The sequence below is a fragment of the Streptomyces malachitofuscus genome (assembly GCF_055571035.1).
Genome location: NZ_JBVIGA010000025.1, coordinates 6,927 through 32,026, shown reverse-complemented (window position 1 = coordinate 32,026; position 25,100 = coordinate 6,927). Strand labels below are relative to the sequence as shown.

Annotated in this window: 21 protein-coding genes and 1 pseudogene; 12 read left to right on the top strand and 10 right to left on the bottom strand. The window is 71.5% G+C overall.

Going from position 1 to position 25,100, the window contains the following annotated elements; translation table 11 throughout:
* Nucleotides 1–20: 20 nt before the first annotated feature.
* The 10 genes and pseudogenes from ACZ44S_RS30355 to ACZ44S_RS30310 all read left to right on the top strand — a co-directional run bounded on the left by ACZ44S_RS30355 (nt 21) and on the right by ACZ44S_RS30310 (nt 10,243).
* The gene (locus tag ACZ44S_RS30355) at nt 21–755 is read left to right on the top strand and encodes a hypothetical protein (RefSeq protein ID WP_466934488.1); all 735 of its coding nucleotides are present in this window, start codon (nt 21–23) and stop codon (nt 753–755) included.
* A complete protein-coding gene (locus ACZ44S_RS30350) occupies nt 752–1,264 on the top strand; it encodes a hypothetical protein (protein ID WP_466934486.1) in 513 nt (170 codons plus the stop codon). The genes ACZ44S_RS30355 and ACZ44S_RS30350 overlap by 4 nt, the downstream gene beginning before the upstream one ends.
* A gap of 211 nt (nt 1,265–1,475) precedes the next feature.
* Nucleotides 1,476–2,093 (top strand): annotated as a pseudogene (locus ACZ44S_RS30345) (hypothetical protein); the annotation flags it as partial.
* Between the two features lie 19 nt (nt 2,094–2,112).
* Nucleotides 2,113–2,988, top strand: a complete 876-nt coding sequence (locus tag ACZ44S_RS30340) for an LLM class flavin-dependent oxidoreductase (RefSeq protein ID WP_466934485.1) — start codon at nt 2,113–2,115, stop codon at nt 2,986–2,988.
* Nucleotides 2,989–3,053: 65 nt separating this feature from the next.
* Entirely contained in the window at nt 3,054–3,839 is a 786-nt protein-coding gene (locus tag ACZ44S_RS30335; protein ID WP_466934483.1) for a class I SAM-dependent methyltransferase, read from the top strand.
* Between the two features lie 520 nt (nt 3,840–4,359).
* Nucleotides 4,360–5,007, top strand: a complete 648-nt coding sequence (locus tag ACZ44S_RS30330) for a hypothetical protein (protein WP_466934481.1) — start codon at nt 4,360–4,362, stop codon at nt 5,005–5,007.
* A gap of 171 nt (nt 5,008–5,178) precedes the next feature.
* Nucleotides 5,179–5,952 (top strand): isoprenyl transferase, encoded by a 774-nt coding sequence (locus ACZ44S_RS30325; RefSeq protein WP_466934479.1) that lies wholly within the window; start codon nt 5,179–5,181, stop codon nt 5,950–5,952.
* Between the two features lie 338 nt (nt 5,953–6,290).
* Nucleotides 6,291–7,616: a PhoH family protein gene (locus ACZ44S_RS30320; RefSeq protein ID WP_466934477.1), complete on the top strand. Its 1,326-nt coding sequence runs from the start codon at nt 6,291–6,293 to the stop codon at nt 7,614–7,616.
* A 418-nt stretch (nt 7,617–8,034) separates the two neighbouring features.
* Nucleotides 8,035–8,733 (top strand): aggregation-promoting factor C-terminal-like domain-containing protein, encoded by a 699-nt coding sequence (locus ACZ44S_RS30315; RefSeq protein WP_466934475.1) that lies wholly within the window; start codon nt 8,035–8,037, stop codon nt 8,731–8,733.
* A 145-nt stretch (nt 8,734–8,878) separates the two neighbouring features.
* On the top strand, nt 8,879–10,243 hold the full coding sequence (locus tag ACZ44S_RS30310) for an AI-2E family transporter (protein ID WP_466934474.1): 1,365 nt from the start codon (nt 8,879–8,881) through the stop codon (nt 10,241–10,243).
* Nucleotides 10,244–10,632: 389 nt separating this feature from the next.
* On the opposite strand, the gene ACZ44S_RS30305 is transcribed toward ACZ44S_RS30310, so the two are convergent.
* The gene (locus ACZ44S_RS30305; RefSeq protein ID WP_466934472.1) at nt 10,633–11,166 is read right to left on the bottom strand and encodes an alkyl hydroperoxide reductase; all 534 of its coding nucleotides are present in this window, start codon (nt 11,164–11,166) and stop codon (nt 10,633–10,635) included.
* 6 nt (nt 11,167–11,172) lie between these two features.
* Complete coding sequence (locus ACZ44S_RS30300; RefSeq protein ID WP_149547415.1) at nt 11,173–11,727, bottom strand: peroxiredoxin; 555 nt, start codon at nt 11,725–11,727, stop codon at nt 11,173–11,175.
* A gap of 133 nt (nt 11,728–11,860) precedes the next feature.
* Between ACZ44S_RS30300 and ACZ44S_RS30295 the strand changes: the two genes are divergently transcribed.
* A complete protein-coding gene (locus ACZ44S_RS30295) occupies nt 11,861–12,805 on the top strand; it encodes a LysR substrate-binding domain-containing protein (protein ID WP_466934471.1) in 945 nt (314 codons plus the stop codon).
* 19 nt (nt 12,806–12,824) lie between these two features.
* Here ACZ44S_RS30295 and ACZ44S_RS30290 read toward each other — a convergent pair whose 3' ends face one another.
* The 5 genes from ACZ44S_RS30290 to ACZ44S_RS30270 form a co-directional block, all read right to left on the bottom strand.
* Nucleotides 12,825–15,161, bottom strand: a complete 2,337-nt coding sequence (locus ACZ44S_RS30290; RefSeq protein ID WP_466934470.1) for an ABC transporter permease — start codon at nt 15,159–15,161, stop codon at nt 12,825–12,827.
* Nucleotides 15,158–15,853, bottom strand: coding sequence for an ABC transporter ATP-binding protein (locus ACZ44S_RS30285; RefSeq protein ID WP_466934469.1), 696 nt, complete (start codon nt 15,851–15,853; stop codon nt 15,158–15,160). Before ACZ44S_RS30285 ends, ACZ44S_RS30290 begins: the two co-directional genes overlap by 4 nt.
* Entirely contained in the window at nt 15,850–16,374 is a 525-nt protein-coding gene (locus tag ACZ44S_RS30280; protein WP_466934467.1) for a PadR family transcriptional regulator, read from the bottom strand. Before ACZ44S_RS30280 ends, ACZ44S_RS30285 begins: the two co-directional genes overlap by 4 nt.
* Before the next feature lie 105 nt (nt 16,375–16,479).
* The gene (locus ACZ44S_RS30275) at nt 16,480–16,776 is read right to left on the bottom strand and encodes a type II toxin-antitoxin system antitoxin (protein WP_466934466.1); all 297 of its coding nucleotides are present in this window, start codon (nt 16,774–16,776) and stop codon (nt 16,480–16,482) included.
* Complete coding sequence (locus ACZ44S_RS30270; RefSeq protein WP_466934464.1) at nt 16,722–17,666, bottom strand: SPFH domain-containing protein; 945 nt, start codon at nt 17,664–17,666, stop codon at nt 16,722–16,724. Before ACZ44S_RS30270 ends, ACZ44S_RS30275 begins: the two co-directional genes overlap by 55 nt.
* A gap of 271 nt (nt 17,667–17,937) precedes the next feature.
* Between ACZ44S_RS30270 and ACZ44S_RS30265 the strand changes: the two genes are divergently transcribed.
* Nucleotides 17,938–20,232 (top strand): transglycosylase domain-containing protein, encoded by a 2,295-nt coding sequence (locus tag ACZ44S_RS30265; RefSeq protein ID WP_466934463.1) that lies wholly within the window; start codon nt 17,938–17,940, stop codon nt 20,230–20,232.
* Between the two features lie 61 nt (nt 20,233–20,293).
* Here ACZ44S_RS30265 and ACZ44S_RS30260 read toward each other — a convergent pair whose 3' ends face one another.
* The 3 genes from ACZ44S_RS30260 to ACZ44S_RS30250 form a co-directional block, all read right to left on the bottom strand.
* A complete protein-coding gene (locus ACZ44S_RS30260) occupies nt 20,294–22,447 on the bottom strand; it encodes a SpoIIE family protein phosphatase (protein ID WP_466934461.1) in 2,154 nt (717 codons plus the stop codon).
* A gap of 273 nt (nt 22,448–22,720) precedes the next feature.
* A complete protein-coding gene (gene fomD, locus ACZ44S_RS30255) occupies nt 22,721–23,413 on the bottom strand; it encodes a cytidylyl-2-hydroxypropylphosphonate hydrolase (RefSeq protein WP_466934459.1) in 693 nt (230 codons plus the stop codon).
* Between the two features lie 72 nt (nt 23,414–23,485).
* Nucleotides 23,486–24,889: a class II fumarate hydratase gene (locus ACZ44S_RS30250; RefSeq protein ID WP_466934457.1), complete on the bottom strand. Its 1,404-nt coding sequence runs from the start codon at nt 24,887–24,889 to the stop codon at nt 23,486–23,488.
* Between the last annotated feature and the right edge of the window lie 211 nt (nt 24,890–25,100).

Here is a 25,100-nt window from a genome sequence, read left to right as displayed (position 1 = left end):
CGAGAGAGGGAAGACGGGACATGCGACGCGTGGTGCGGGGCTTCTGGGGCCCCCGGCAGGAGTCGGCGGACGAACTCGCCGCACGGTGGAGCACGACGTTGGACCGGTTCGCCCTGTTGCTTCCGGAGGCGGCCGGCGGGCCGGGTGAGGCGGCCGGTCACCCGGCATGGGAGTGGCGCACCGTCCCCACCGCCGGGCCCGCCCAAACGATCGGGTCGGACGAGTCGTCGCTGCTCGGCGCGCTGCGTACGGCCCGGGAGGCCGATCCCTGGGCGGCGGCGAACGGCACGTCCCTGCGTCTGCTGGCCGACGGCACCGCCGACGGCTGGAAGGTGGAGCTCGCCGCGCTGGCGGGCGGAACGCCGGACTCCCTGCTCCAGTCGCTGGTCGCCACGATCACCTTCCCCGACGATGCGTCGTTTCCCGACGCCGCGCTGCTCACGGTCGTCGCGGAGGCCTGGCAGCCGGACTACGGGGACGTGAGCGACCGGGCCGTCACGTCCGCCCTGAAGAAGGAGGCGGGCTTCAGGATCGGGACCCCGTCGGTGGGCTGGGCCGGCTATCTGTCGGCGGGCCGCGCCGCGCGTATCCCCGCCGACCTGACGGCCGACCGCGTCGGACTCCCCAACGGGGGCGTCCTCCTCGCCATCGCGTCGCCCGGGGACACCGGGGCCGTCGTCGAGGCGTACGAGACCCTCAAGAAGTCCGGTGCGCTGGAGCCGCTGCCCCGGCCGATGAAGAGGCCCACGCTGTGACAGCCCGCGCGGGTGAGCCCTTCGACACGGGCCGGGTGGTCTCCGCCGTCGAGGCGGCCCTGTCCGCTCCCCTTCCGGAAGCCGGTCCGACGGCCGACGAGGGGGAGGCGGACACCGGTGAGTGGGTGTCGACCCGGGGGGAGGGGTTCCTGCTGATCCCCCTCTGGGAGAGCGCCGCGCTCACGGGTGTGTACGGGCGCGAATGGAACGACGCGGAGGCGTCGGCGGAGGCACACCTGGCCGCGGTGGTGGGGGAGTTGGACCGCCGCTGGGGGCCACACCGGACGGTGACCATGGGGCCGGCCCTGCTCGGACGTCCGGCGGGGGAGCCCTTCCACACCCTCGTCGCCAAGGACTGCAACGGCGACCTGACCCTCTGGGGGCCGGTGCCCGCCGCCCCGGGCGCCCGCTGGGCCGCCGTCTCCCTCAACCAGTCCGACGGCGACGCGCCGATGATGCTCACCGCGCTGATCACCGACCGGCCGCTGCCTGATGTGACCGGGTTGTAGCAGTAGTTGACACCGTTCACTCTGGTCTCGTGACTCGGGTGCTGGATAGCGTGAGTTCGCTCGAGAGAAGCCTCGCCCCACCGGGAGCCGACCGTGAACCGTCGTCCCACCCTGCTCGCAGCGCTCGCGCTGACCGCCGCCATGACGCTGGCCGCGTGCGGAAGCGACGACGACTCCGCCAAGGCCGGCGACGAGCTCGCGGGCGCCCCGCAAGGGCTACTGGTGGGGTTCGTACGTCGACGAGACCTACCCGCCCGGCTGGGACTCCTGCACGAAGGACTACTTCTGGGTCGACGAGGGCGAAGCCCCGCCCGCGGACATCGAGAACGCGGTCACACCGGAGGTCCTCGCCGAACTCGCCTACGCGGAGATCCGCGTCCCGGGCACCGAGGTCACCCTCGCCCCCGCCGAGGCGGCCAAGGTGAACCTTCCGACGTGGGCTCGGCTGGACGGCGCGGAGTTCACGCCGGTCTCGGTCACCGCGTCCGCCCCGGAGATCGGCATCGAGGCGACCGCCACGGCGGAGCCGGTGTCGCTGAAGATCGAGCCGGGCACCCCGGACGCCGAGACCTACCCGGCATCCGGCGTCTGCGAGATCGACGGCGGCCGTATCGGCGAGCCGTACGCGAAGGGCAAGGCGGACGAGACTCCGCCGTGCGGGGTGAAGTACCTGCGGTCCTCGGGCGACGGCACGTTTCCGCTCCAGGCCACGGTGACCCGGGAGAGCCACTGGACCGGCTCCGGCGGCGCGGGCGGTGACCTCCCGGACGGCGAGTTCGGTGCCACGCAGGAGGTCGTGGCCCAGGAAATCCAGGCCGTCAACCGCTGAGGTCGGGTAGGAAGTGCCCATGACCACACTTGGCGCCGTCTTCCGTCCCCAGCTCGCTCCCGAGAGGCTTCGATCCGTCGCGCGGACCGCGGACGAGAGCGGGCTCGAGGAACTCTGGCTGTGGGAGGACTGTTTCCGGGAGGGCGGGATCTCGACGGGCGCCGCCGCGCTGGCGTGGACGGTGCGGGTGCGGGTGGGGGTCGGGCTGCTTCCCGTGCCGTTGCGGAACGTCGCCGTCACGGCGATGGAGGCGGCGAGCCTGCACCGGATGTTCCCCGGGCGGGTGGTCCTCGGGGTCGGCCACGGGGTGCAGGACTGGATGGGGCAGGTCGGGGCGCGGGTCGAGTCGCCGGTCACCCTGCTGCGGGAGCATCTGACCGCGCTGCGTGCCCTGCTGGGCGGGGAGCGGGCCACGACCGAGGGGCGGTACGTCATGCTCGACGACGTCGCCCTCGACTGGCCGCCGGAGGGACCGGTCGAGATCCTCGCCGGAGCCACCGGGCCCCGCACCGTCCGGCTCACCGGTGAGGCCGCCGACGGGACCATCCTCACCGCCAGTACCTCCCCCGACGGGGTCCGGCATGCGCGTCGGCTCATCGAGGAGGGGCGGGCCGCGGCGGGACGGACCGGTACGCCCCACAAGGTTGTTGTTTATCTGCTCGCCGCCACCGGGGACGGAGCCGACGAGCGGCTGCGGTCCGAACTGGTCGCCGAGGGGGTGGGCGGACAGGCGGATCTCGGGGTGGCCGGGGACGCCGCCGCCGTGGCGGAGGCGGTGCGGCGGCTGGCCGGTGCCGGGGCCGACTCGGTCATCCTCCAGCCGACCGGTGACGAGCCCGACCCCGAGGGCTTCGTGCGGTTCGTGGCGGAGGAGGTACGGCCGCTGGTGCCGTAGCGGCGAGGCGGCGCGCACCGAATAAACGCGCGACAGGCGGGGTCCTGGTCGTGCAGGGTCGGTGCATGTCCGGCCGGCAGACGCGCACCTTCGAGGAACTTCTCGCCGAAGGCGCCTCCGTGCCCACCGAAGGGTGGGACTTCTCCTGGTTCGAGGGACGGGCCACCGAGGCCCGGCCCTCGTGGGGGTACGCCACGGCGATGGCCGGACGGCTGGCCGGTGCCGCGGCCGCGCTCGACATCCAGACCGGGGGAGGGGAGGTCCTGGACTTCGCCCTCGCCCGGGCCGCCCGGAGTCCGGTGCTCACCGCCGCCACCGAGGGCTGGCCGCCCAACGTCGCCAAGGCGACGGAGCTGCTCCGGCCCCGCGGTGTCGCCGTCGTCGCCTCCCCCGAGGACGCGCCGCTGCCCTTCGCCGACGGGACCTTCGACCTGGTCGTCAGCCGGCACCCGGTGCGGGCCCACTGGAACGAGATCGCGCGGGTGCTGAGCCCCGGCGGTACGTATCTCGCGCAGCACGTCGGGCCGGCCAGCGCCTACGAACTCGTCGAGTTCTTCCTCGGACCGCAGCCCGAGGAGCAGCGGGAGGCACGCCACCCCGACCGGGAGCGCCGCGCGGCCGAGGCCGCCGGTCTGGAGACCGTCGACGTGCGGGCCGAACGGCTGCGCATGGAGTTCCACGACATCGCCGCAGTCGTGCACTTCCTGCGCAAGGTGATCTGGATGGTTCCGGGCTTCACCGTCGAGGCGTACCGGCCGCGGCTGCGCGCCCTGCACGAGCGGATCGAGGCCGAGGGCGCGTTCGTGGCGCACAGCAGCCGGCATCTCCTCGAGGTCCGCAAGGTGCGCTGAGCGAGTTTTCGCATTGTTATCGGCCGCGACTGGCCTCCGCAGCAGGGGATCGCATAGGTTCGGACCAATGCGATTCGCGCAAGCAAAGCTGCGCGGGGTGGCACCGCGCAGTGGAGGGGGCTGCGCGGTGCCGTGCTCGGCGGCCGAGAACGCCGCCGCCGGGTCAAGCGGACGGCACCCCCGGGGTCACCCGTCAGGGGGACGACCGGAAGAGTGGCGCTGATGATGCGGCGTCGCCGCCACAACCTGCACACAGTCCCCCCAACACCTCTTTTTCCCCAGGATGTGGCCGTGTTTCGGCCACGTGAAGGCCATGGAGGGCGCTTTCCTGGGCCGTTCGAGCGTCGCCGGCCGATTCCGGAGAGTAGTTGTGGCCCGCCGATGCGCGCAGCATCACTTACGAAGGGTTATGGTGGAAACCCCCCCTCGGGCCGGTCCGTCTCCCCCCCACGGACCGGCCCGTTTTTCTTGGCGCCCCGGGCCGTGCCGTCCCCCGGCACCCCCTGGCTAGAGTCCAGGCATGTCGAACGAGCAGCCGACGCCACCCCAGCAGCAGCCTCCCGGCCCGCCGGGCCCCGCGGGCCAGTACGGCCCTCCCGCCGCGTACGGCCAGTACGGCACGCCGCCCGGCCCCTACGGCACCCCGCCGGCCCCGGGAACGCAGCAGCCCCACCCGCAGCAGCCCGGCGCCTTCGCCCCGCCCGGTCCCTATCCGCAGCATCCCCAGCCCGGCGTCCACCCCTATGGCTGGGCCGGCACCCCGCCGTACTACGACCCTTCCCAGCCCCTGGCCATGCCCGGCCCGGTGCGTGCCGCCCAGATCGTGATCTTCGCGACGTTCGGGCTCGGCGTTCTGCTCACCGTCCTGGTCGCCGTCGCCGCCGGGCCCGAGTCGTCGGGGCGGTTCTTCAGCACGTATCTGATGACCGTCGTGCTGTTCATCCTGGCGTTCCAGTACCCGAAGGCGGGCAACGGCGTCCGTGTGACGTCCATCGTGCTGGCGTCCGTGCAGATCCTGTTCGCGCTGAGCGCCACGGCCCAGGGCATTCCGCTGGGGATCCTGCCGCTCGGCACCGCCATCGCCGTCATCGTCCTGCTCAGCCAGGGCTCGGCGGGGCAGTGGTTCCGGCGCCGGCGCGCAAACGGCGTGCCGCCGCAACACAGCTGACAAACGCACCACTGCGGACTTTGGGGACCCCCGCCCCGGCGGGGGTACGCTTCGCCTTCGGGGACCGCCATACGGACAGGTACCGCCCGCGGCCGAGACCGGGCCGCTTGCCGCGCGACGCGGCGGGGTGCCGCGCGCCTGTCCGATCCGCACGGAGGGGCTGACGATCACGTGAACCTGCGCGACAAGCTGCGGAGCCTGCTGGTCAGGCTGTACGCGCGCCGGGTGGAAGGCCACCTGGACACCGCTCAGGTGCCCAAGCACATCGGCGTCATCATGGATGGCAACCGCCGCTGGGCGAAGGCCGCGGGTTCCAGCACCGTCCACGGCCACCGGGCCGGCGCGGACAAGATCGAGGAGTTCCTCGGCTGGTGCAGCGAGACGGACGTCGAGGTCGTCACCCTCTGGCTGCTGTCGACGGACAACTTCGACCGGCCGAAGGAGGAACTCGTCCCGCTCCTCGGCATCATCGAGGACGTGGTGCGCAGCCTCGCCGCCGACGGACGCTGGCGGGTCCACCACGTGGGCACGCCCGACCTGCTGCCGTCCGGGATGCAGACCACCCTGAAGGAGGCCGAGGAGGCCACCGCGCACATCACGGGAATAGTGGTCAACGTCGCCATCGGATACGGCGGTCGGCAGGAGATCGCCGACGCGGTGCGCTCCATGCTCGTCGACGCCCACGAGAAGGGCACCTCCATGGAGGAGCTCGCCGAGGCCGTCGACGTCGACATGATCGGACGTCACCTCTACACCCGGGCCCAGCCCGACCCGGACCTCGTGATCCGCACCAGCGGGGAACAGCGGCTGTCCGGATTCATGCTCTGGCAGACCGCGCATTCGGAGTACTACTTCTGCGAGGTCTTCTGGCCGGCCTTCCGCAAGGTCGACTTCCTGCGGGCGCTGCGCGACTACGCCGCTCGCGGCCGACGCTACGGCGGCTGAACGGCACCGCACGGGGCCCGTACGGCCGCGGCTTTCCCGCCTCCCGTACCACTGGTCACCCACCGTTCACCGGCCCGCCGTCATATGCCGTGGCATGGCCGTGCCCGTTCGAGGGAATAAGCCAGGCAGGTCGACACCCGAACCACGGGTGTCGGATCTCAGCGGGCGGCACGGAAGCCGTCCGCCCGGGAGGCCCTTTTGCAGCAGCCCGACCGTGCGGTCACGGCACGGACGAAGCAGCGGAGGGCCGGTTCTCGGCCCGCTGTGCAGAGGGGCCGTCGACCGGTCCAGCTCCGCTCCGTCGCTCCCCGACCTCATCCGAGGGGGTACGTCCTTCCGTGGTGACCAGCGCACAGCGCCACAAGCCAGACCGGCGCACCTATGTTCTCGACACCAGCGTCCTGCTGGCCGACCCAGGCGCCCTGAACCGCTTCGACGAGCACGAGGTCGTGCTCCCCATCGTCGTGGTGACGGAACTGGAGGCCAAGCGGAACCATCCCGAACTCGGCTATTTCGCCCGGCAGGCGCTCCGTCTGCTGGACGACTACCGGGTGCGGTACGGCCGCCTCGACGCCCCCATTCCGACCGGGGACCTCGGCGGAACCGTGCGGGTCGAGCTCAACCACTCGGACCCCAGCGTGCTGCCCAGCGGCTACCGCCTGGGGGACAACGACTCCCGCATCCTCGCGGTCGCCCGCAATCTGCAGGCCGAGGGGTTCGACGTCACCGTGGTGTCGAAGGACCTTCCGCTCAGGATCAAGGCGTCCTCCGTGGGTCTCCTCGCCGAGGAGTACCGGGCCGAACTCGCCATCACGGACTCCTCCGGCTGGACCGGAATGTCCGAACTGACGCTGCCCGGCGAGCAGGTGGACATCCTCTTCGAGGAGGGGCACGTGTATGTGCCCGAGGCGTCCGACCTCCCCGTGCACACCGGCCTGACCATCCAGTCCGAGCGCGGCAAGGCGCTGGGGCGGGTCACCGCCGAGGGCAACGTGCGGCTGGTGCGCGGCGACCGGGAGGCGTTCGGCATCAAGGGCCGCAGTGCCGAGCAGCGCATCGCGCTCGACCTGCTGCTCGATCCGGACGTCGGGATCGTGTCCATGGGCGGCCGGGCCGGCACCGGCAAGTCGGCGCTGGCGCTGTGCGCGGGCCTCGAGGCGGTCCTGGAGCGCCGGCAGCACCAGAAGGTGATGGTCTTCCGCCCGCTGTACGCGGTGGGCGGGCAGGAGCTCGGCTATCTGCCCGGTTCCGAGGCGGAGAAGATGAGCCCCTGGGCCCAGGCGGTGTTCGACACCCTGTCGGCCGTCACCAGCCGGGAGGTCATCGAGGAGGTGACCGCGCGCGGCATGCTGGAGGTCCTGCCGCTCACCCACATCCGGGGCCGCTCGCTGCACGACGCGTTCGTGATCGTGGACGAGGCGCAGTCGCTGGAACGGAACGTCCTGCTGACCGTTCTGTCCCGGATCGGGGCCAATTCGCGGGTCGTTCTGACCCACGATGTCGCCCAGCGGGACAATCTGAGGGTCGGCAGGTACGACGGTGTGGTCGCCGTCGTGGAGAAACTGAAGGGACATCCGCTCTTCGCGCACGTCACCCTGACGCGGTCCGAGAGGTCCCAGATCGCCGCCCTTGTGACCGAAATGCTCGAGGACGGGCAGATCTGACCCTCGAATTCCAACAAGGGTCGGTTACGCAGTAGTTGGCGCCGTCCGGAAAGGCGTAGAGCCTAGCCGGGCGGCGTCGGCGTGCGTGCGGCTTTCCGGCAATCACTGGGGCCAAACGGGATGTGAGCTTTCACACGCAACGGAGAATTGCCTTGCGCCGCCGGGTTACGGCAGAGTCTCACTCCTGTCAGGCCCCGCATACGACACAGCTGTACCCCCAGCGGTGCGGCACCACAGCAGGACCCGTTTCAACTCCATAGCGTCGTCGTATGCCGCCCGAGCACCACGCGGCGCTCCTCTCGTGGGAGTTGCCCACCGGGCCCGTGCCTCCCGTGACCCGAAGTTGGGGAGGCCAGTGTCAGGGGCACGATTGCGTCCGCGAGGGTCACCGAAGCGGGCGATGCTGGAAGGAAACCGTGTGAGCCGGATCTCGGTCCGGGGATTCGCAGTGGCCTCGGCCACGGCGGTCACCGCTGTCGGAAGCGTCGTCGGCGTTGCCTCGGGCAGCACCGCGCAGAACAACGACGCCGAAGCGACGGCAAGCGGCACCACGCTGCTCGCGGACATTCCCGCGGGCCAGCAGGCCCAGGTGCAGACCGCGTCCCTGACGCAGCAGGCCGAAACGATGGCCATCGCGGCGGACGCGAGCGCCAAGAAGGACGCGGAGGAGGCCGCCCGCAAGGCAGCCGCCGAGACCGCGGTCGCCAAGAAGAAGGAAGCGGCCGAGAAGGCGGAGCAGGAGGCCAAGGAGCGCGCGGAGGCCAAGGCCGCCGCCAGCCGTTCCGCCGTCCGCGACGCGTCGAGCTTCCCCGTCCAGGCGTCCTACACCGTCGCCGAGGTCCAGGCGATGGCCCGGCAGATCGTCCCGGCGGACCAGTTCCAGTGCTTCAGCAACATCGTGGAGCGCGAGTCGAGCTGGAACTACCGGGCCGACAACCCCACCTCCGACGCCTACGGACTGGTGCAGGCCCTCCCGGGCTCCAAGATGGCCTCCGCCGGAGCCGACTGGGCGACGAACCCCGCCACCCAGATCAAGTGGGGTCTGGGCTACATGGACGGCCGTTACGGCAGCCCCTGCGGCGCATGGAACTTCTGGCAGGCCAACCACTGGTACTGACCGGACCGGGGCGCCCCTGACCCCGCCCCTCGCTCAACCCCGGCACAGCCCCGAACCGTCCTACGGTGCGGGGCTTTCGCCATGTACGGTCTGACCGATGACTCCAGGGGGAGTGGTGGGGAAAGACGGGGGAAGAGGACGGATCATGTCGCGAGTGCCAGGATGGCTGGGCCGGGTCGGAGCCGGACTGACCGAGGTCAGCAAGCGGTTGGAGGAACGCCGCGCCCAGGTGACGCGGGAGGACCGGCCCGACGACGAGGACACCGGACGGGAGGCCGGCCCGCGCCCCGACCAGGCGCCGCCGCCGGCCGAGTACGTCGCCGTCCCGGTCCGTCCGGACCCGGCGCAGGCCGTGCCCTGGGGCGTACGGGTCGCCGCCGAGGCCGGCTGGCGGCTGCTGGTGCTGGCCGGCACGGTCTGGGTGCTCATGCGGGTCATCAGCGCCGTACAGCTGGTGGTGCTGGCGTTCGTGGCCTCGCTGCTGATCACCGCGCTGCTCCAGCCGACGGTGGCCCGGCTGAGGCGGGTCGGCGTGCCGCGCGGCCCGGCCACGGCGCTGACGGCGCTGTTCGGGTTCGTGGTGATCGGCCTCATCGGCTGGTTCGTGACCTGGCAGATCATGGAGAACATCGACAATCTCTCCAGCCAGATCCAGGACGGCATCGACGAACTGCGCAACTGGCTGCTCAACAGCCCCTTCCACGTCACCGACAAGCAGATCAACGAGATCGCCAAGAATCTGCGGGAGGCGGTCGGGGCCAACACCGAGCAGATCACCTCGGCGGGCCTGGAGGGCGTGACGGTGGTCGTCGAGGCACTCACCGGCATACTGCTGGCGGTCTTCTCGACGCTGTTCCTGCTCTACGACGGCAAGCGGATCTGGGAGTGGTCGCTCAAGCTCGTGCCCGCAGCGGCCCGTCCGGGTGTCGCCGGTGCCGGTCCGGCGGCGTGGCGGACGCTGACGGCGTATGTGCGCGGCACGGTGATAGTGGCTCTGATCGACGCCATCTTCATCGGCCTCGGCATCTACTTCCTCGATGTGCCGATGGCGGTGCCGCTCGCCGTCTTCATCTTCCTGTTCTCGTTCATCCCGCTCGTGGGTGCGGTGGTGTCGGGAGCGCTGGCGGTGGTCGTCGGGCTCGTCACCCAGGGCGTGTTCACGGGCGTCATGGTGCTGGTGGTGGTGCTGGCGGTGCAGCAGATCGAGGGGCACATCCTCCAGCCGTTCATCCTGGGCCGCGCGGTCCGGGTCCATCCGCTGGCGGTGGTGCTGGCGGTCGCCTCCGGCGGCATGGTGGCCGGGATCGGGGGTGCGGTGGTGGCCGTGCCGCTGGTCGCGGTCACGAACACGGTGGTCGGCTACCTCCGTGCGTACGCGCAGGAGACGGCGGTGCTCCAGGCGCCCCGGCCGCGTGGCGCCACGGCGCTGTCCGCCCCGGACGCCCCGCAGCCGCCGGCCCCGCACCCGGAGACTGCGGCTGAGCAGCGCCCCCTCCCCGACGAGGACTAGCCCGCGAGCCGCACGCTCCGACCCCACCCGGTCCCTTCGGCGGCGGGCCGCATCCCATCGCCGCCGCAGCTGCGGGCAGTCGTGCCGCTGGGGCGGCACGGGTGGGCGCAGCGGCACCTGGCCGGCGCCGCGAGCAGTGTTGCCGTGGCCGGGGGGTGTCACGCAGCCCGGCGTCAACGGGGTGCCGTCGCGCCCACCCGTGCCGCCCTGCGGCACGACTGCCCGCGGAGGCGGCGGCGCGGCAGGGGGTGGGGCGCGCCCTGCGGCAGGACTGCCCGCAGAGACGGCGGGGTGCGCGGTGCGCGGTGAGCGGGGTGCGCGGGGATGCCGGAGTACGGGTCGGGCCCGCCCACTGGAAGGGTGGGCGGGCCCGAGGGGTGAAGGCGGAGCTACTCCGCGAGGACTGCTTCCGCGTCCAGGGTCGCGGCGACCGCCTGGATCACTGCCGCGATCTTGAACGCCTCCTGCACCGCCTCACGCTCCACGCCCGCCTTGCGCAGCACCTGCTCGTGCGAGTCGAGGCACATCCCGCAGCCGTTGATCGCGGAGACCGCGAACGACCAGAACTCGAAGTCGACCTTGTCGACACCCGGGTTGCCGATGACGTTCATCCGCAGACCGGCCCGCAGGTTGCCGTACTCGTGGTCCGACAGCAGGTGACGGGTGCGGTAGAACACGTTGTTCATCGCCATCACCGCGGCGGCGGCCTTCGCGGCCGTGTACGCCTCCGGCGACAGGTTCGCCTTCGCCTCCGGCTCCAGCTCGCGCAGCACGATCGCCGAGCGCGAGGCGATCGCCGTCGACAGCACCGTGCCCCACAGCTGCTGGGCCGGCAGGTCGGAGTTGCCGATGACCGAGCCCAGGTTGAGCTTCAGGTCCTTGGCGTAGTCCGGTATGCGGGACTTCAAGGAGTCGAGGGACATGTCAGTTCACTCCCCGGCCAGCAGCGCGACCGGGTCCAGGGTCTCGTCGCCCTTGCTCCAGTTGCACGGGCAGAGCTCGTCGGTCTGCAGGGCGTCCAGAACCCGCAGGACCTCCTTGGGGTTACGGCCGACGGAGCCGGCGGTCACCATGGAGAACTGGATCTCGTTGTTCTGGTCCACGATGAACACGGCGCGCTTGGCGAAGCCGTCCTCGCCCTCGATGCCCAGGTCGCGCATCAGCTCGTGCTTGGAGTCCGCCATCATCGGGAACGGCAGGTCACGCAGGTCGTCGTGGTCCTTGCGCCAGGCGTGGTGAACGAACTCGGAGTCACCGGAGAAGCCGAGGACCTGGGCGTCACGGTCGGCGAACTCGTCGTTCAGCTTGCCGAAGGCGGCGATCTCGGTCGGGCACACGAAGGTGAAGTCCTTGGGCCACGCGAACACGATCTTCCACTTGCCCTCGTAGGTCTTGTGGTTGATCGTCTCGAACTCCTTGCCCTTCTCCAGCGAGACGCAGGCGGTCAGTTCGAACTCGGGGAACTTGTCACCGACAGTGAGCACAGGCTCTCCTTGCAGCGAAGAAACACCCATTGTGTGGGTGTTTCCCATGGGTTGGACCTTGTTGATGTTGGCACAGGGTGCATTGATTAGTGAAATAGCTACACTCGGTCGTGTTGATCGGAGGGACCTATTAGTGACCGTGGGTAATAGGCGCAGGCAGCCCAGCCTCGCGCAGCTTCGGGCGTTCGCCGCCGTGGCCGAGCATCTGCACTTCCGGGACGCTGCCGCGGCGATGGGGATGAGCCAGCCGGCGCTGTCGGGGGCCGTTTCGGCGCTCGAGGAGACACTGGGTGTCACCCTCGTGGAGCGTACGACGCGCAAGGTGCTGCTCTCGCCGGCCGGCGAGCGGCTCGCCGTCCGCGCCAAGGGCGTACTGGCGGAGGTCGGCGCGCTGATGGAGGAGGCGGACGCGCTGCGGGCGCCGTTCACCGGGGCGCTGCGCCTCGGTGTGATCCCGACCGTCGCGCCCTATCTGCTGCCGACGGTCCTGCGGCTGGTGCACGACCGCTATCCGCACCTCGACCTCCAGGTGCACGAGGAGCAGACCGCGAACCTGCTGGAGGGGCTGGCCGGCGGGCGGCTCGACCTGCTGCTGCTCGCCGTGCCCCTCGGCGTGCCGGGGGTGACCGAACTTCCCCTGTTCGACGAGGACTTCGTTCTGGTCACCCCGCTCGGTCACCGGCTCGGCGGTCGGCAGGGCATCCCCCGGGAGGTGCTGCGCGAGCTGAACCTGCTGCTGCTCGACGAGGGGCACTGCCTGCGCGACCAGGCCCTGGACATCTGCCGTGAGGCGGGCCGCGGGGGCGTGCCGGCCACCACCACGGCGGCCGGACTGTCCACGCTGGTGCAGCTGGTGGCGGGCGGCCTCGGGGTGACGCTGCTCCCGCGCACCGCCGTCGACGTCGAGACCAGCCGCTCCAGCCGGCTGCTCACCGCCTGCTTCACCGATCCCGCTCCCACCCGACGCATCGCCCTCGCCATGCGCACGGGCGCGGCGAGGGCGGCGGAGTACGAGCAGTTGGCGGTGGCCCTGCGCGAGGCGATGCGGGACCTCCCGGTGCGGACCGTCGGGGACTGAGTCCGCACCGTCGGCGGACCTACTCCGTGCGCAGCCCGTCGGGGCGCATCATGCGCAGCAGCGGGGGCAGGCTCAGCACGGTCACCACGAGGACCACGCCCGCGCCGATGCCGGTCATCTGCAGGACGCTCGGCCAGTCCACGCTCACCGGCGTCGAGGTCATCCGCAGCAGCACCGCGCCCAGGGCCATTCCCACCGTCGAGGCGAGCAGCAGGCCCAGGCCGATCGGGATCGCCGTCTGCCACAGCACCGACAGGCTCAGCGTGCGCCGCCGGGTGCCGAAGGCGATCAGGGCCGACAGCAGCTTGCGGCGTTCGCGCAGCTGCTCCAGCTGGGAGACCAGCAGGCTCGCCCCGATCAGCGCCAGGACGGCGGCGGCACCGACGAACAGCCCCGTGCGGATGGCGTCGAAGCGATCGGCGCGCTCGGTGGCGGACCATGTCGTCGGATCGGACAGCGGGTCGATCGCGGCCGCCGCGTTGCGCACGTGCTCGCGGGCGTCGGGCACCGAGTCGTCGATCGCCAGGTACAGCTCGCCCCTGACCGCCTTCGCCACGTCCGCGGGTACCGCGGCCGGCGTCATCAGGAAGCCGCCGCGCTTCGTCCCGGTCGGGTCCTCGACGGAGTCGGCCTCCTTCAGCGTCCCGGGGAGGGTCCAGACGACGTCCTCCGACTCGTCCGGGGTGGTGCGCAGCTCCAGGTACAGCTTCTGGCCCGGCCTGCTCAGCGACGGGGTGTCGGTGTCGTACTCGCCGCCCCGGAGCGCGAAGACGTCACCGTCCTCGCAGGAGGGGAGCTTCGCCACCTCGCGCAGGGTCGCGCAGTCGCCGATGGTCAGTTCGGCCGAGCGCTGCGGCTCCTTCGCCCAGGACCGGTCGCCGAGGTAGCCCTCGGACAGCGCGTAGACCTCGCGGACGCCCTTGGTCTCCTCGAGCTTCGCGGTGGCCGCGGCGAGTTCCGCGCCCTCCGGCACCCGTACCTGCATCTGCGCCCGCGACACGTCGAAGCCGGTGTCCTTGGTGTAGTCGCCCTCGACCCCGGCGAACAGCATCTGCAGCGCGATCGCGCCGGCCACGGCCACCGCGATGCCGTTGACCATGCGCGCCGCCGCGCCGCTGCTCAGCTGCAGGCGGCGCACCGCCAGCTGCCAGGACACACTGCCCGAGCCGAGCCGGGCGACGACCGTCTCCACGATCCAGGGGAGCAGCGCCGTGACCCCGACGAGCAGGCACATGACACCGCCGGTGACCAGGTACCCGTTGAAGTCCCCGTTCTCCCGGCCCTGGCCGAGCATGGGGGCCAGCATGCCGAGCCCGGCGACCGGCAGCAGCAGCCGCCACCAGAGCCGGCGGCGGGCGGGCCGTGCCGTGCGCACCACGCCCAGCGGTTCGATGACCACCCCGCGCAGCGCCAGCAGGGTCACCAGCACCGCGGCCCCCGGGACCGCCACCGCGACCAGCAGCGCCAGCAGCGGCGAGGGGTTCAGGTAGCTCGGGAAGACGCTGATGTCGAACACCTCGAAGGAGGCCGCGAGTTCGCGTCCCGCCAGGAAGAACCCGGTGCCGAACACCAGACCCAGCAGCGCCCCGCCGAGCGCCTCGCCCGCGGCGATCCGCCGGGTCATGCCGCCGTCGGAGCCGACCAGCCGCAGCGCGGCCAGCCTGCGGTCGCGCCGTTCGCCGCCGAACCGCACCGCCGCGGCGATGAACACGGCGACCGGCATCAGCAGCACCACGAACACGACCAGGACGAGCAGCACGAGGACCGGGTCCGCCTCCTCCTTGGTCGGGTTCGGGTCCCCGAAGGAGTCGATACGGCCGACCGTCCCGTCGCCCATCCGTTCCGCGAGGCCCTCGGCGCCCGCGTAGTAGGCGAGCTCCTGCGAGCCGATCAGCCCCTGCTCACCGATCGTCCCCACGACGTCGTACGCCAGCCGCTCGCGCAGCAGCGCGCCGCCGTCCGAGTCGAGGAGCTCCTTCAGCGCGGGGGAGACCACCATGTCACCGGGCGCCGGGAACTCCCGCAGACCGGGGGGCAGCGGGGCCCGGTCGCCTTCCGGTTCCAACAGACGGCCGCGGATGTCCTGTTGGCCGAACTCGGTGTTGGTGTCCGCGATCATGAGGGTGTCGTCGGCCGGGGCCTCGATGAACTCGCCGTAGGAGTGGTTGAGGCGGGCCTCCCCCCGCCGGTCGCGCTCCGCCAGCGCACCGGGCAGGGCGGTGGTGAGCAGCAGCAGCGCCACGCCCAGCCCGACCCCGACGGCGGTGAGCAGCGCCCGGATCCACCCCTCGCGTCCGCCGGCGAAGGCGAACCGCATGCCCATGCCGAGGTCGCGCCCCCACTGACGCGCACTCATACGACGCGCTCCATGTCCCGGGACCTGCCGTCGCGTACGACGATCTCGCGGTCGGAGTACGCGGCCACCCGCGCCTCGTGCGTGACGAGGACGACGGCGGCGTTGGCGGACCGGGCGGCCTCGGTGAGCAGTTCCATGACCCGCTCGCCGTTGAGGGAGTCCAGGGCGCCGGTCGGCTCGTCGGCGAACAGCACCCGGGGGCCGGTGACCAGCGACCGTGCCACGGCGACCCGCTGGCCCTGGCCGCCGGACACCTCGCCGGGCCGCTTCTTGCGGACGTCGTCGACCTCGAGGCGCTCCATCCAGGTGAGCGCGGCCCGCTCGGCCTCCTTGCGGGGCGTGCCGTTCAGCCGCAGCGGCAGGGCGACGTTCTCCACGCAGGTGAGTTCCGGCACGAGCTGCCCGAACTGGAAGACGAAGCCGAACTCCGAGCGCCGCAGCGCGCTGCGCTCGGCGTCGCTCATGGTGGTCAGCTCACGCCCGTTGTAGAGGATCGAGCCGGAGTCGGGCGTGACGATCCCGGCGAGGCAGTGCAGCAGCGTCGACTTGCCCGAGCCGGAGGGCCCCATCACGGCGACGACCTCACCGGGGTGGATGGAGAACCCGGCGCCGTCGAGCGCGGTGGTCGGGCCGTAGACCTTGCGCAGGTCCTGGGCCGTGAGCAGCGAGCCGGGGGGAGGGGACGCGGTCATCGGGTCACCTCCGCACGGAGCTTGTCGAGACGCGCCGCGGTCAGCTCCAGCCAGCGCAGATCGGCCTCGAGGTGGAACAGGGCGTGGTCGCAGATGAGCTGGTCGGCGAGGTCGCCCTTGCGCTTGCGGTCGGTGAGGATCCGCATGCCGCGCAGGTGCTCCGAGCGCTGCGTGTCGAGGATGTCGGCCGCGTCGCGGCTGGTGAGCAGCGCCAGGACGACCTTGGTGTAGAGCGTCGACTGGAGGTACGGCTCCGGCTTCTCCGGCGTGGCGAGCCAGCGCTCGACATCGGTGATGCCGGCCTCGGTGATCGCGTACCGCTTCCGCTCGGGGCCGCCGCCGGCCTCGATGCCGTCGACTTCGACGAGCCCGTTCTTCAGCAGGCGGGACATCGTCGAGTAGACCTGGCCGTAGTGCAGCGGCCGGTCGTGACCGAACTTCTCGTCGAAGGCCCGCTTCAGGTCGTAACCGTGGCGCGGGCCGGACTCCAGGAGCCCCAGGAGGGTGTGACCGATGGACATGCGGAGCACTCTACACAGCGTGTATACGCGGCATGTATACGCGGAGTGTGCAGATCATGGCGGGGTGTGGGAGAGCCCAGGTGGGGGCCGATTGTCACGGTTCTGCTACCGAGGCCGTGCGGAGTCCCCGGGCGGCCGCCCGCGGCGGGGCATCGGCCCGGTGTCCCCGGGCAGCCGCCCCGCCTCCGCCAGCGCGCGCCGCAGGAGGAACTCGATCTGCGCGTTCGCCGAGCGCAGTTCGTCGTTGGCCCAGCGCGCCAGAGCCTCGTACACCGACGGGTCGAGCCGCAGCAGCACCTGCTTGCGCTGCGGCCGACCCTGGGGGGCCGGGCCCCCGGACGAGGCCGTCACTGGTAGAGCGTCCCGGTGTTGAGGACCGGCTGCGCCGACCGGTCGCCGCACAGCACCACCATCAGGTTGGACACCATCGCCGCCTTCCGTTCCGGGTCCAGCTCCACGATGTCCTGCTCGGCGATCCGGGTCAGCGCCGACTCGACCATGCCCACGGCGCCCTCCACGATCTGCTGCCGCGCCGCCACGACCGCGCCCGCCTGCTGCCGCTGGAGCATCGCCGAGGCGATCTCGGGGGCGTAGGCGAGGTGCGTGAAGCGGGACTCGATGATCTGCACGCCGGCCGCCTCCACGCGCGCGTGCAGTTCGACGGCGAGCTTCTCGGTGATCTCCTCGGCGTTGCCGCGCAGCGAGAGGCCGTCCTCGTCATGGGCGTCGTAGGGGTACTCGATGGCGATGTGCCGCACGGCCGCCTCGGTCTGGGTGGAGACGAACTCGACGTAGTCGTCCACCTCGAAGGTGGCCTGTGCGGTGTCCTCCACCCGCCACACCACGACCGCGGCCAGCTCGATCGGGTTGCCGTAGGCGTCGTTCACCTTCAGTACGGCGGTCTCGTGGTTGCGCACGCGCGTGGAGATCTTGGTGCGTGAGGTGAAGGGGTTCACCCAGCGCAGGCCGTCCTGGCGGATCGTGCCCCGGTAGCGGCCGAAGAGCTGCACCACCCGGGCCTCGCCCGGCGCCACCATGTTCAGCCCGCACATCGCGAGGAACGCGGCGATCGCGACCAGGATGCCGCCGATGATCAGGGCCGCCTTGCCGCCGGCCGCGGAGACCGCCGTGGCGGAGATGATCAGGCCCGCGCCGAAGAGCAGTCCGACCAGTCCGAGGAACAGCGCAAGACCACCGCCGATGCTGTGCGCCACGGACTCCCGTACGCGCGGGGCCGGCATCTCGGGCACATCGGCGGTGACCTGTGTGGTCTGGGTGTCGTGCGTGGACATGGGTGATCCCCCGTTTCTCCGTGCGCTGGCCGCACGGGTCCCGTGCGGCCAGCGCCTGCCTATCTAAGTGATATCAGATTACCCGATCCCGGCAACCTCACACACCTCTCGCACGTCGGTTCCTTTGGGGCGGGTGCTGATTGTCACGTCCGTAAAGGCCGGATCGGCAGTCCTTTGTCATAGCTCCCGGTGTTAGCTTTCTGAGCTGACCTGAGCGGCGAACCTGTGTGGCAGTCGAGCACACATGAACGAAGCGGAGCGGAACGGGCGTATGGGACGAGCGGAAGAAAGACGCGCACGACAGCGCGGTGGGCGCCGTGCGGCACCCAAGGGCCGCTCGTCGGGTGCGGCCGGCCGCACCGGCATACGCCGCCTCTTCACCTGGAAGAAGATCGTCGGTACCTTCTTCGGCCTCTGCCTGCTCGGCATGGGCGCCTTCATCGTGCTCTACATGGTGATCGACATCCCCGAGGGGAACGCCGACGCCAAGCGGCAGAGCAACATCTACAAGTACAGCGACGGCTCGATCATGGCCCGCGACGGCGAGGTCAACCGTGAGGTCGTCGACCTGGCGCAGATCCCCAAGCCGGTGCAGCGCACCTTCGTCGCCGCCGAGAACAAGACCTTCTACAAGGACTCCGGCGTCGACATCAAGGGCACCACGCGCGGTGTGTTCAACACGCTCACCGGCAAGGGCGCGCAGGGCGGTTCGACGATCACCCAGCAGTACGTGAAGAACTACTACCTGACGCAGGAACAGACCGTCACCCGCAAGCTGAAGGAACTGGTCATCTCCCTGAAGCTGGACCGGGAGAAGTCCAAGGACTACATCCTCGCCGGGTACATCAACACCAGCTACTACGGCCGCAACGCCTACGGGATCCAGGCCGCCGCGCAGGCCTACTACCGCGTCGACGCCGAGGACCTCTCGGTCGAACAGGGCGCCTATCTCGCCGCGCTGCTCCAGGCGCCGAGCCAGTACGACTGGGCGGTCGCCTCCGAGAACAGCAGGAAGCTGGTCAAGGCGCGCTGGAACTACGTCCTGGACAACATGGTCGAGGAGGGCTGGCTGAAGCGGTCCGAGCGCTCCGGCATGAAGTTCCCCGTGCCCGAGGAACCCAAGGGCGACCCGGGCATGGCCGGCCAGACCGGCTACCTGGTGTATGCCGCCAACAACGAGCTGAAGAGGCAGCTCGTCGCCGACGGCACGGCGGAGGACGCCAAGCAGGCGGACGCGCTCGTCGACGCCGGCGGCTGGACCGTCACCCTCAACATCGACAAGAAGAAGCAGACCGCGCTGGAGAAGGCGGTCAAGACCCAGCTCACCGGCAAGCTCGACCCGAAGGAACGCAAGGTCGACGCCGACGTCCAGGCCGGGGCCGTCTCCGTGAACCCGAAGAACGGCGCGGTCGTCGCCATGTACGGCGGCGTGGACTACCTGAAGCACTTCACCAACAACGCCACCCGCAAGGACTACCAGCCCGCGTCCACCTTCAAGCCGGTGATCCTGGCCGCCGCCCTCGAGGAGCAGTCCGAGACCCAGGACGGGCAGCCGATCACGGCCAACACCCTCTATGACGGCACCAGCGAGCGCCCGGTCGTCGACAACGGCAAGAAGGTCGGCTTCGCCCCCGAGAACGAGGACGACCAGAACTACGGCGACATCACCGTCCAGACGGCGATGAACAAGTCCGTCAACTCCGTCTTCGCGCAGATGGGCGTCGACGTCGGCATGGACAAGGTGATGGAGACCGCGGGCAACCTCGGCATGGACGTCGAGGGCCTCGAGGCCGTGCCCGCCCAGACCCTGGGCTCGATGGGCGCCAGCCCGCTGCACATGGCCGGGGTCTACGCCACCCTCGACAACCACGGCAAGAAGACCACCCCGACGATCATCAAGTCCGCGGAGCACCGCAGCCGCACGGTCACCATGCCCGACGCGGTCGGCGAACAGGTCATCAGCCGGCAGACCGCCGACACCGTGACCTCCGTACTGACCGGCGTGGTCGACGACGGTACGGCCCAGAAGGCGGTGCGGGACAACCCGCTGCGCGACGGCCAGCAGGTCGCCGGCAAGACCGGTACCTCCGACGACAACATCTCGGCCTGGTTCACCGGCTTCACACCCGGTCTGGTGACCTCCGTCGGACTGTTCGGCGAGGACGACAAGCCCCCGCACCGGCACGTGAAGATGTACGGAGCCCTCGGCGAGGACCGCATCAACGGCGGTGGGCCGCCCGCGCAGATCTGGGCGGCGTACACCTTCGGCATCATGGACGAGGTCGCCAAGTTCGACCTGGACACCGAACAGGGCGCGGCCGTGAGGCCGACCAGGTCGCCGTCCCCGTCGCAGACGCCCTCGAAGACCCCGAGCCAGGAGCCCACGACCCGGGAGCCCACCACCCAGGCGCCCCCGGAGACCTCCTCCGCGCCGCCGACCTCGCAGCCGCCGACCCAGCCGCCGACGACCCCGCCGCCGACGAAGACGCCCTCGAACTCGCCGACCTTCGGCATCCCGGGAGACCCGGACGACCCGGGCGACCCGCAGTTCGACGGCAACCAGTAGCAGGTACGACAGGAGGGGCGCCCGGTGCGGTCACCGGGCGCCCCTCCTGTCGTACGACGGCTCAGCCGCGGTTCAGCTCGAACCACACCACCTTGCCCGTGCTCAGCCGGGTCGCACCCCAGCGCCGGGCCAGCCGGTTCACCAGATACAGCCCGCGCCCGCCCTCGTCCGTGGCGCGCGCCTGCCGCAGCCGGGGCAGCTGCGGCACGTCGTCACCGACCTCGCAGCGCAGCACGTCGGTGCGCAGCAGCCGCAGCGTGACCGGCCGCGTCGCGTACCGCACGGCGTTCGTCACCACCTCGCTGACCAGCAACTCCACCGAGTCGCTCAGCTCCTCCATGCCCCAGCGGGACAGCGCCCGCCGGGCCAGCCGGCGGGCCCGCCCGGGGGCGGCGTCCTCCGGCTCCAGGAACCAGTACGCCACATCGCTCGGCGCGATCCCGTCGAAGCGGGCGGCCAGCAGCGCGATGTCGTCGTCCCGGTCGCCCGGGCCGAGCATGTCCAGCACCTCGTCGCACAGCGCCTCCAGCGGCGGCGGATGGTCCGGGCCGGTCAGCTGCGCGGTCGCGGCGAGCTTCTCGCGCAGCTGCTCGATACCGGTCCACACGTCCCGCAGCCGGGACTCCACCAGGCCGTCGGTGTACAGCAGCAGGGTCGCACCGGCGGGCGCGTCCAGCTCCACGGCCTCGAAGTCCACCCCGCCCACGCCGATCGGGGCGCCCGCGGGCACCCGCAGCACCTCGGCCCGGCCGCCCAGCTCCAGCAGGATCGGCGGCGGATGACCGGCGTTGGCGATGGTGATGCGGTGCGAGACCGGGTCGTACACCGCGTACAGACAGGTCGCCATGCGGTCCACGCCGAGCCGCTGCGCCTGCTCGTCGAGGTGGTGCAGCACCTCCTGCGGCGGCAGGTCGAGACCGGCCAGGGTCTGCGCGGTGGTGCGCAGCTGGCCCATGATCGCCGCCGAGGTCATGGAGTGGCCCATCACGTCACCGACCACCAGCGCCACCCGGCTGCCCGGCAGCGGGATCGCGTCGTACCAGTCGCCGCCGACCCGGGCGGTCTCCGCGGCCGGGAGGTAGCGCGAGGCGAGCCGCACCCCGGTGCAGCGCGGCAGGTTCTCCGGCAGCATCGTGCGCTGCAGCTCGTCCGCGATGTACGCCTCCCGCCCGTACAGCACCGCCTTGTCGATGCCGAGGGCGCTGTGCGTGGCGAGCTGGGCGGCGACCAGCAGGTCGTCGGCCTCGAACGGGATACGCTCGGGACGGCGCAGGAACAGTGCCGCGCCGATCACCCGGCGCCGGCCGCGCAGCGGCGCGAGGATCGCCCGCTGTCCGTCCGGGACCGCCGACGCGCCGTCGTCGCCGAGCAGTTCGGGCAGCGCGGCACGGGCGGCCGGCGCGTCCGTGAACACCGGCCGCACCCCGCGCAGCACCTCGGCGAGCGCGCTGCCCGGCCGTACCGTGCACAGCTCCTCGCCGACCGAGTCCAGTTCGGACGGCTCCGGCGGGGCGGCGACCGGCGCGAACCCGCCCTCGGTGTCCCGCTCGGCCGGTATCCGGTCGGTGCGGCGCAGCCGCAGCACCAGCGGGCCCGTGGGCCGCTCGTCGCCGACCGGCAGCGGATCGCGCAGATAGACCAGGATCGCGTCGGAGAAGGTGGGCACGGTGGCCCGGCACAGCCCCATCACGATCTCGTCCAGGTCGATGCCGCGGGCGATCCGCCGGGTGGCCGCACCGACGAACCGCAGCCGGTCGCCGTCCCGCCGCATCGGCGTCGGCCGCCCGGGCTGCGTCTGCTGCCCGGTGCGGCGTTCCTTCCCGTCGGGTGCCTGCGCCGGTGCCGTCCGGTCCTGCCCCGCGGCCGGCTGCACCGGGATGCCCTCCGGCACGGGACGCGGGCGGTGCGTGTCCGGTTCGGCGCCCTGTCCGGCGCCCGGCTGGGAATGCTCCGAGGCCGGTCCGTCCGCCGGGTCCCGGCCGGTGCCGTCCGGTGTCACCGTGCCCGGCGTGGTGGCACCCGGGGAGCCCGGGGACGCCCCGGGCGCGGGTGGTTCGTCGCCGGAACGGCCCTGTACCGGTAAGGCGGCCCCGGTGCCCGGCACGCGGGCCGGTGGCGGGGTACGCAGGAGTGCCCCGCGGGGATCCGCGGGGTCCACGCCCGGCTGCGGGCGCTCGAAGGAGGTCGGCTGCTCCGTCACGCGTGTCGAGTCCATCCGTCCGGCGCACGCCGTGCGCGCGGTTCGTCCCGCCGAAACTCCGATACCCGGAATACGTGCCCCCGGAACGGATTTCGCGTGTGGTCAGAGGTTGTTCCTGCGCCGCCGGCTGACCGTCCTCGGCCGGTACCGGTGTTTCCGTACCCCTCGCTCACGTCCTGCCGCCCCTCGGTGACGTTTGGTCAAGCCCAGCGCGCGCTCCGGTAGTTGTTTCCCGCGCCCTTGCGGACGACGATCCTACGTTTCCCGCCCGGGGGCGCAGCAAGGGTCTCACGAGGACACATGCGCGGAAGTGCGGTCCCAGTCCTGTGGCAGTGACGGTACCGTCCAGGACGGATCGGGGCGCCAGTTCTCCCAGCCGTCCGAGAACGGCGGCCCCCAGGCGTCGATCACCCCGATCGCCGCCCGCCCGGCCTCGCGCACCCTTCCGGCCAGCGCGGAGTCCACCAGACCGTCCCGCTGTGCCTGCGCGAACTCGTCCTCGTCCCGCCAGTGCCAGCCGCGGTCCGGGTGCACGGAGATGTCCAGGAAGTGGTCCTCGGAGTCCACCCCGCCCGCCCAACGGGCCAGCGGCTGCTCCAGGTTCACGTACCAGTTCTTGAACCGCCAGCCCGGCTCCCAGAACAGCCACACCGACCAGGGGTCGCCGGGCCGGGCCAGTTTCAGCACACCGGTGCCGAACCAGCGGCCCCGCTGCACCGTGCGCGGCCTGGTGTACCGGGTGGCGAGCGGCTCCTGGTGCACGGGCGTGCCGTCGGCGAGCACCGGCTTCACGCACTCGGTGCCGGGCGCCATCCACACGGCGAGCAGCTGCGAGTCGTCGCGTACGACCGTGACGGGGCGCGCGATGTGAATGCGCGCGCCGCCGTTCTCGCGGTAACGCCACAGGATCTGTGTCCCGGGCGCCCAGTGGCCGTCCGCTCGCCCCGCTTCCTCGCGCTTCATCGCTCCACCCTCTGCCATGAGCGGATTTTAGGTGCCCCGGGCATACGACGCTGCGGCGCCCGTCACGGTTCTCGCCCGGGACACGGGGCTTCACGGGTGCGTCATCCGCAGGACGTCCAGCGCCTCGTCGAGCTGCTCGACGGTGAGGTCGCCGCGCTCGACGTAGCCGCCCTCCAGGACCACCTGCCGGATGGTCTTCCGTTCGGCCAGGGACTTCTTGGCGACCTTCGCGGCCTCCTCGTAGCCGATGTACTTGTTGAGCGGGGTGACCACGGACGGCGAGGACTCGGCGTACTCGCGGGCCCGCTCCCGGTGGGCGACGATCCCGTCGACGGTGCGGTCGGCGAGCAGGCGGGAGACGTTGGCCAGCAGCCGCACCGACTCCAGCACGTTCTTCGCGATGACCGGAAGCATCACGTTGAGCTCGAAGTTGCCCGAGGCGCCGGCGGCGGCGACGGTCGCGTCGTTGCCGGTGACCTGGGCGCAGACCATCAGCACGGCCTCCGGGACCACCGGGTTGACCTTGCCGGGCATGATCGAGGAGCCGGGCTGGAGATCGGGGAGGCCGATCTCCGCGAGCCCGGTGCGGGGGCCCGACGCCATCCACCGCAGATCGTTCGCGATCTTCGTCAGTCCGACGGCGATGGTCCGCAGCTGCCCGCTGGTCTCCACGACGCCGTCCCGGGCGCCCTGCGCCTCGAAGTGGTCGCGCGCCTCGGTCAGCGGCAGTCCCGTGGCGCGGGCGACCTCCTCGATCACGGCGGCGGAGAACCCGGGCGGGGTGTTGATGCCGGTGCCGACGGCGGTGCCGCCCAGCGGCAGCTCGGCCAGGCGCGGCAGGGAGGCGTTCAGCCGCTCGATCCCGTACCGCACCTGGGCCGCGTACCCGCCGAACTCCTGGCCCAGCGTCACGGGCGTGGCGTCCATCAGATGGGTCCGCCCGGACTTCACCACGTCGGCGAACTCCTCCGCCTTGCGTTCGAGGGAGGCGGCGAGGTGGTCGAGGGCCGGGATCAGATCACGGGTGACGGCGGCGGTGGCGGCGATGTGGAGGGACGAGGGGAAGACGTCGTTGGACGACTGGGAGGCGTTGACGTGGTCGTTCGGGTGCACGTCCCGTCCCAGCCGCTCGGTGGCGAGGGTGGCGACGACCTCGTTGGTGTTCATGTTGGACGAGGTCCCCGACCCGGTCTGGAACACGTCCACCGGGAAGTGCTCGTCCCACCGGCCCTCGGCGACCTCGCCGGCCGCCTCCTGGATCGCTTCGGCGATGTCCTTGTCCAGCACCCCGAGCCGCGCGTTCACCTTGGCCGCTGCGCCCTTGATGCGGGCCAGCGCCTCGATGTGGGCCCGCTCCAGCCGCTGCCCGGAGACCGGGAAGTTCTCCACGGCGCGCTGGGTCTGCGCACGCCACTTGGCGTCGGCCGGTACCTTCACCTCCCCCATGGAGTCGTGCTCGATGCGGTAGCGCCGGTCGTCGTCCGTGGTCGTCATCGTGGTACCTCCGAGGAGTCACAGCAGCGGTCCCTGACGAGCGTATTCCCGGACATGCCCGCCGCCCCGGCGCGGGGGGGGGGGGGGGGGGGGGGGGGTGGGGGGGGGGGGGGGGGGGGGGTGGGGAGGGGGGGGGGGGGGGTGGGGGGGGAGGGGGGGGGGGCGATCGTTATCAGAGGGGGGTTGCCGGCGGCGCCCATCTCTTCGAGGA

What these genes read in the sequence shown, in the direction of transcription:
- ACZ44S_RS30265 (WP_466934463.1), top strand. Translation starts at nt 17,938, where the DNA reads ATGGGACGAGCGGAAGAAAGACGCGCACGACAGCGCGGTGGGCGCCGT.
- ACZ44S_RS30250 (WP_466934457.1), bottom strand. Translation starts at nt 24,889, where the DNA reads ATGACGACCACGGACGACGACCGGCGCTACCGCATCGAGCACGACTCC.
- ACZ44S_RS30335 (WP_466934483.1), top strand. Translation starts at nt 3,054, where the DNA reads ATGTCCGGCCGGCAGACGCGCACCTTCGAGGAACTTCTCGCCGAAGGC.
- ACZ44S_RS30355 (WP_466934488.1), top strand. Translation starts at nt 21, where the DNA reads ATGCGACGCGTGGTGCGGGGCTTCTGGGGCCCCCGGCAGGAGTCGGCG.
- ACZ44S_RS30260 (WP_466934461.1), bottom strand. Translation starts at nt 22,447, where the DNA reads ATGGACTCGACACGCGTGACGGAGCAGCCGACCTCCTTCGAGCGCCCG.
- ACZ44S_RS30310 (WP_466934474.1), top strand. Translation starts at nt 8,879, where the DNA reads ATGTCGCGAGTGCCAGGATGGCTGGGCCGGGTCGGAGCCGGACTGACC.
- ACZ44S_RS30270 (WP_466934464.1), bottom strand. Translation starts at nt 17,666, where the DNA reads ATGTCCACGCACGACACCCAGACCACACAGGTCACCGCCGATGTGCCC.
- ACZ44S_RS30305 (WP_466934472.1), bottom strand. Translation starts at nt 11,166, where the DNA reads ATGTCCCTCGACTCCTTGAAGTCCCGCATACCGGACTACGCCAAGGAC.
- ACZ44S_RS30340 (WP_466934485.1), top strand. Translation starts at nt 2,113, where the DNA reads ATGACCACACTTGGCGCCGTCTTCCGTCCCCAGCTCGCTCCCGAGAGG.
- ACZ44S_RS30330 (WP_466934481.1), top strand. Translation starts at nt 4,360, where the DNA reads ATGTCGAACGAGCAGCCGACGCCACCCCAGCAGCAGCCTCCCGGCCCG.
- fomD (WP_466934459.1), bottom strand. Translation starts at nt 23,413, where the DNA reads ATGGCAGAGGGTGGAGCGATGAAGCGCGAGGAAGCGGGGCGAGCGGAC.
- ACZ44S_RS30290 (WP_466934470.1), bottom strand. Translation starts at nt 15,161, where the DNA reads ATGAGTGCGCGTCAGTGGGGGCGCGACCTCGGCATGGGCATGCGGTTC.
- ACZ44S_RS30285 (WP_466934469.1), bottom strand. Translation starts at nt 15,853, where the DNA reads ATGACCGCGTCCCCTCCCCCCGGCTCGCTGCTCACGGCCCAGGACCTG.
- ACZ44S_RS30280 (WP_466934467.1), bottom strand. Translation starts at nt 16,374, where the DNA reads ATGTCCATCGGTCACACCCTCCTGGGGCTCCTGGAGTCCGGCCCGCGC.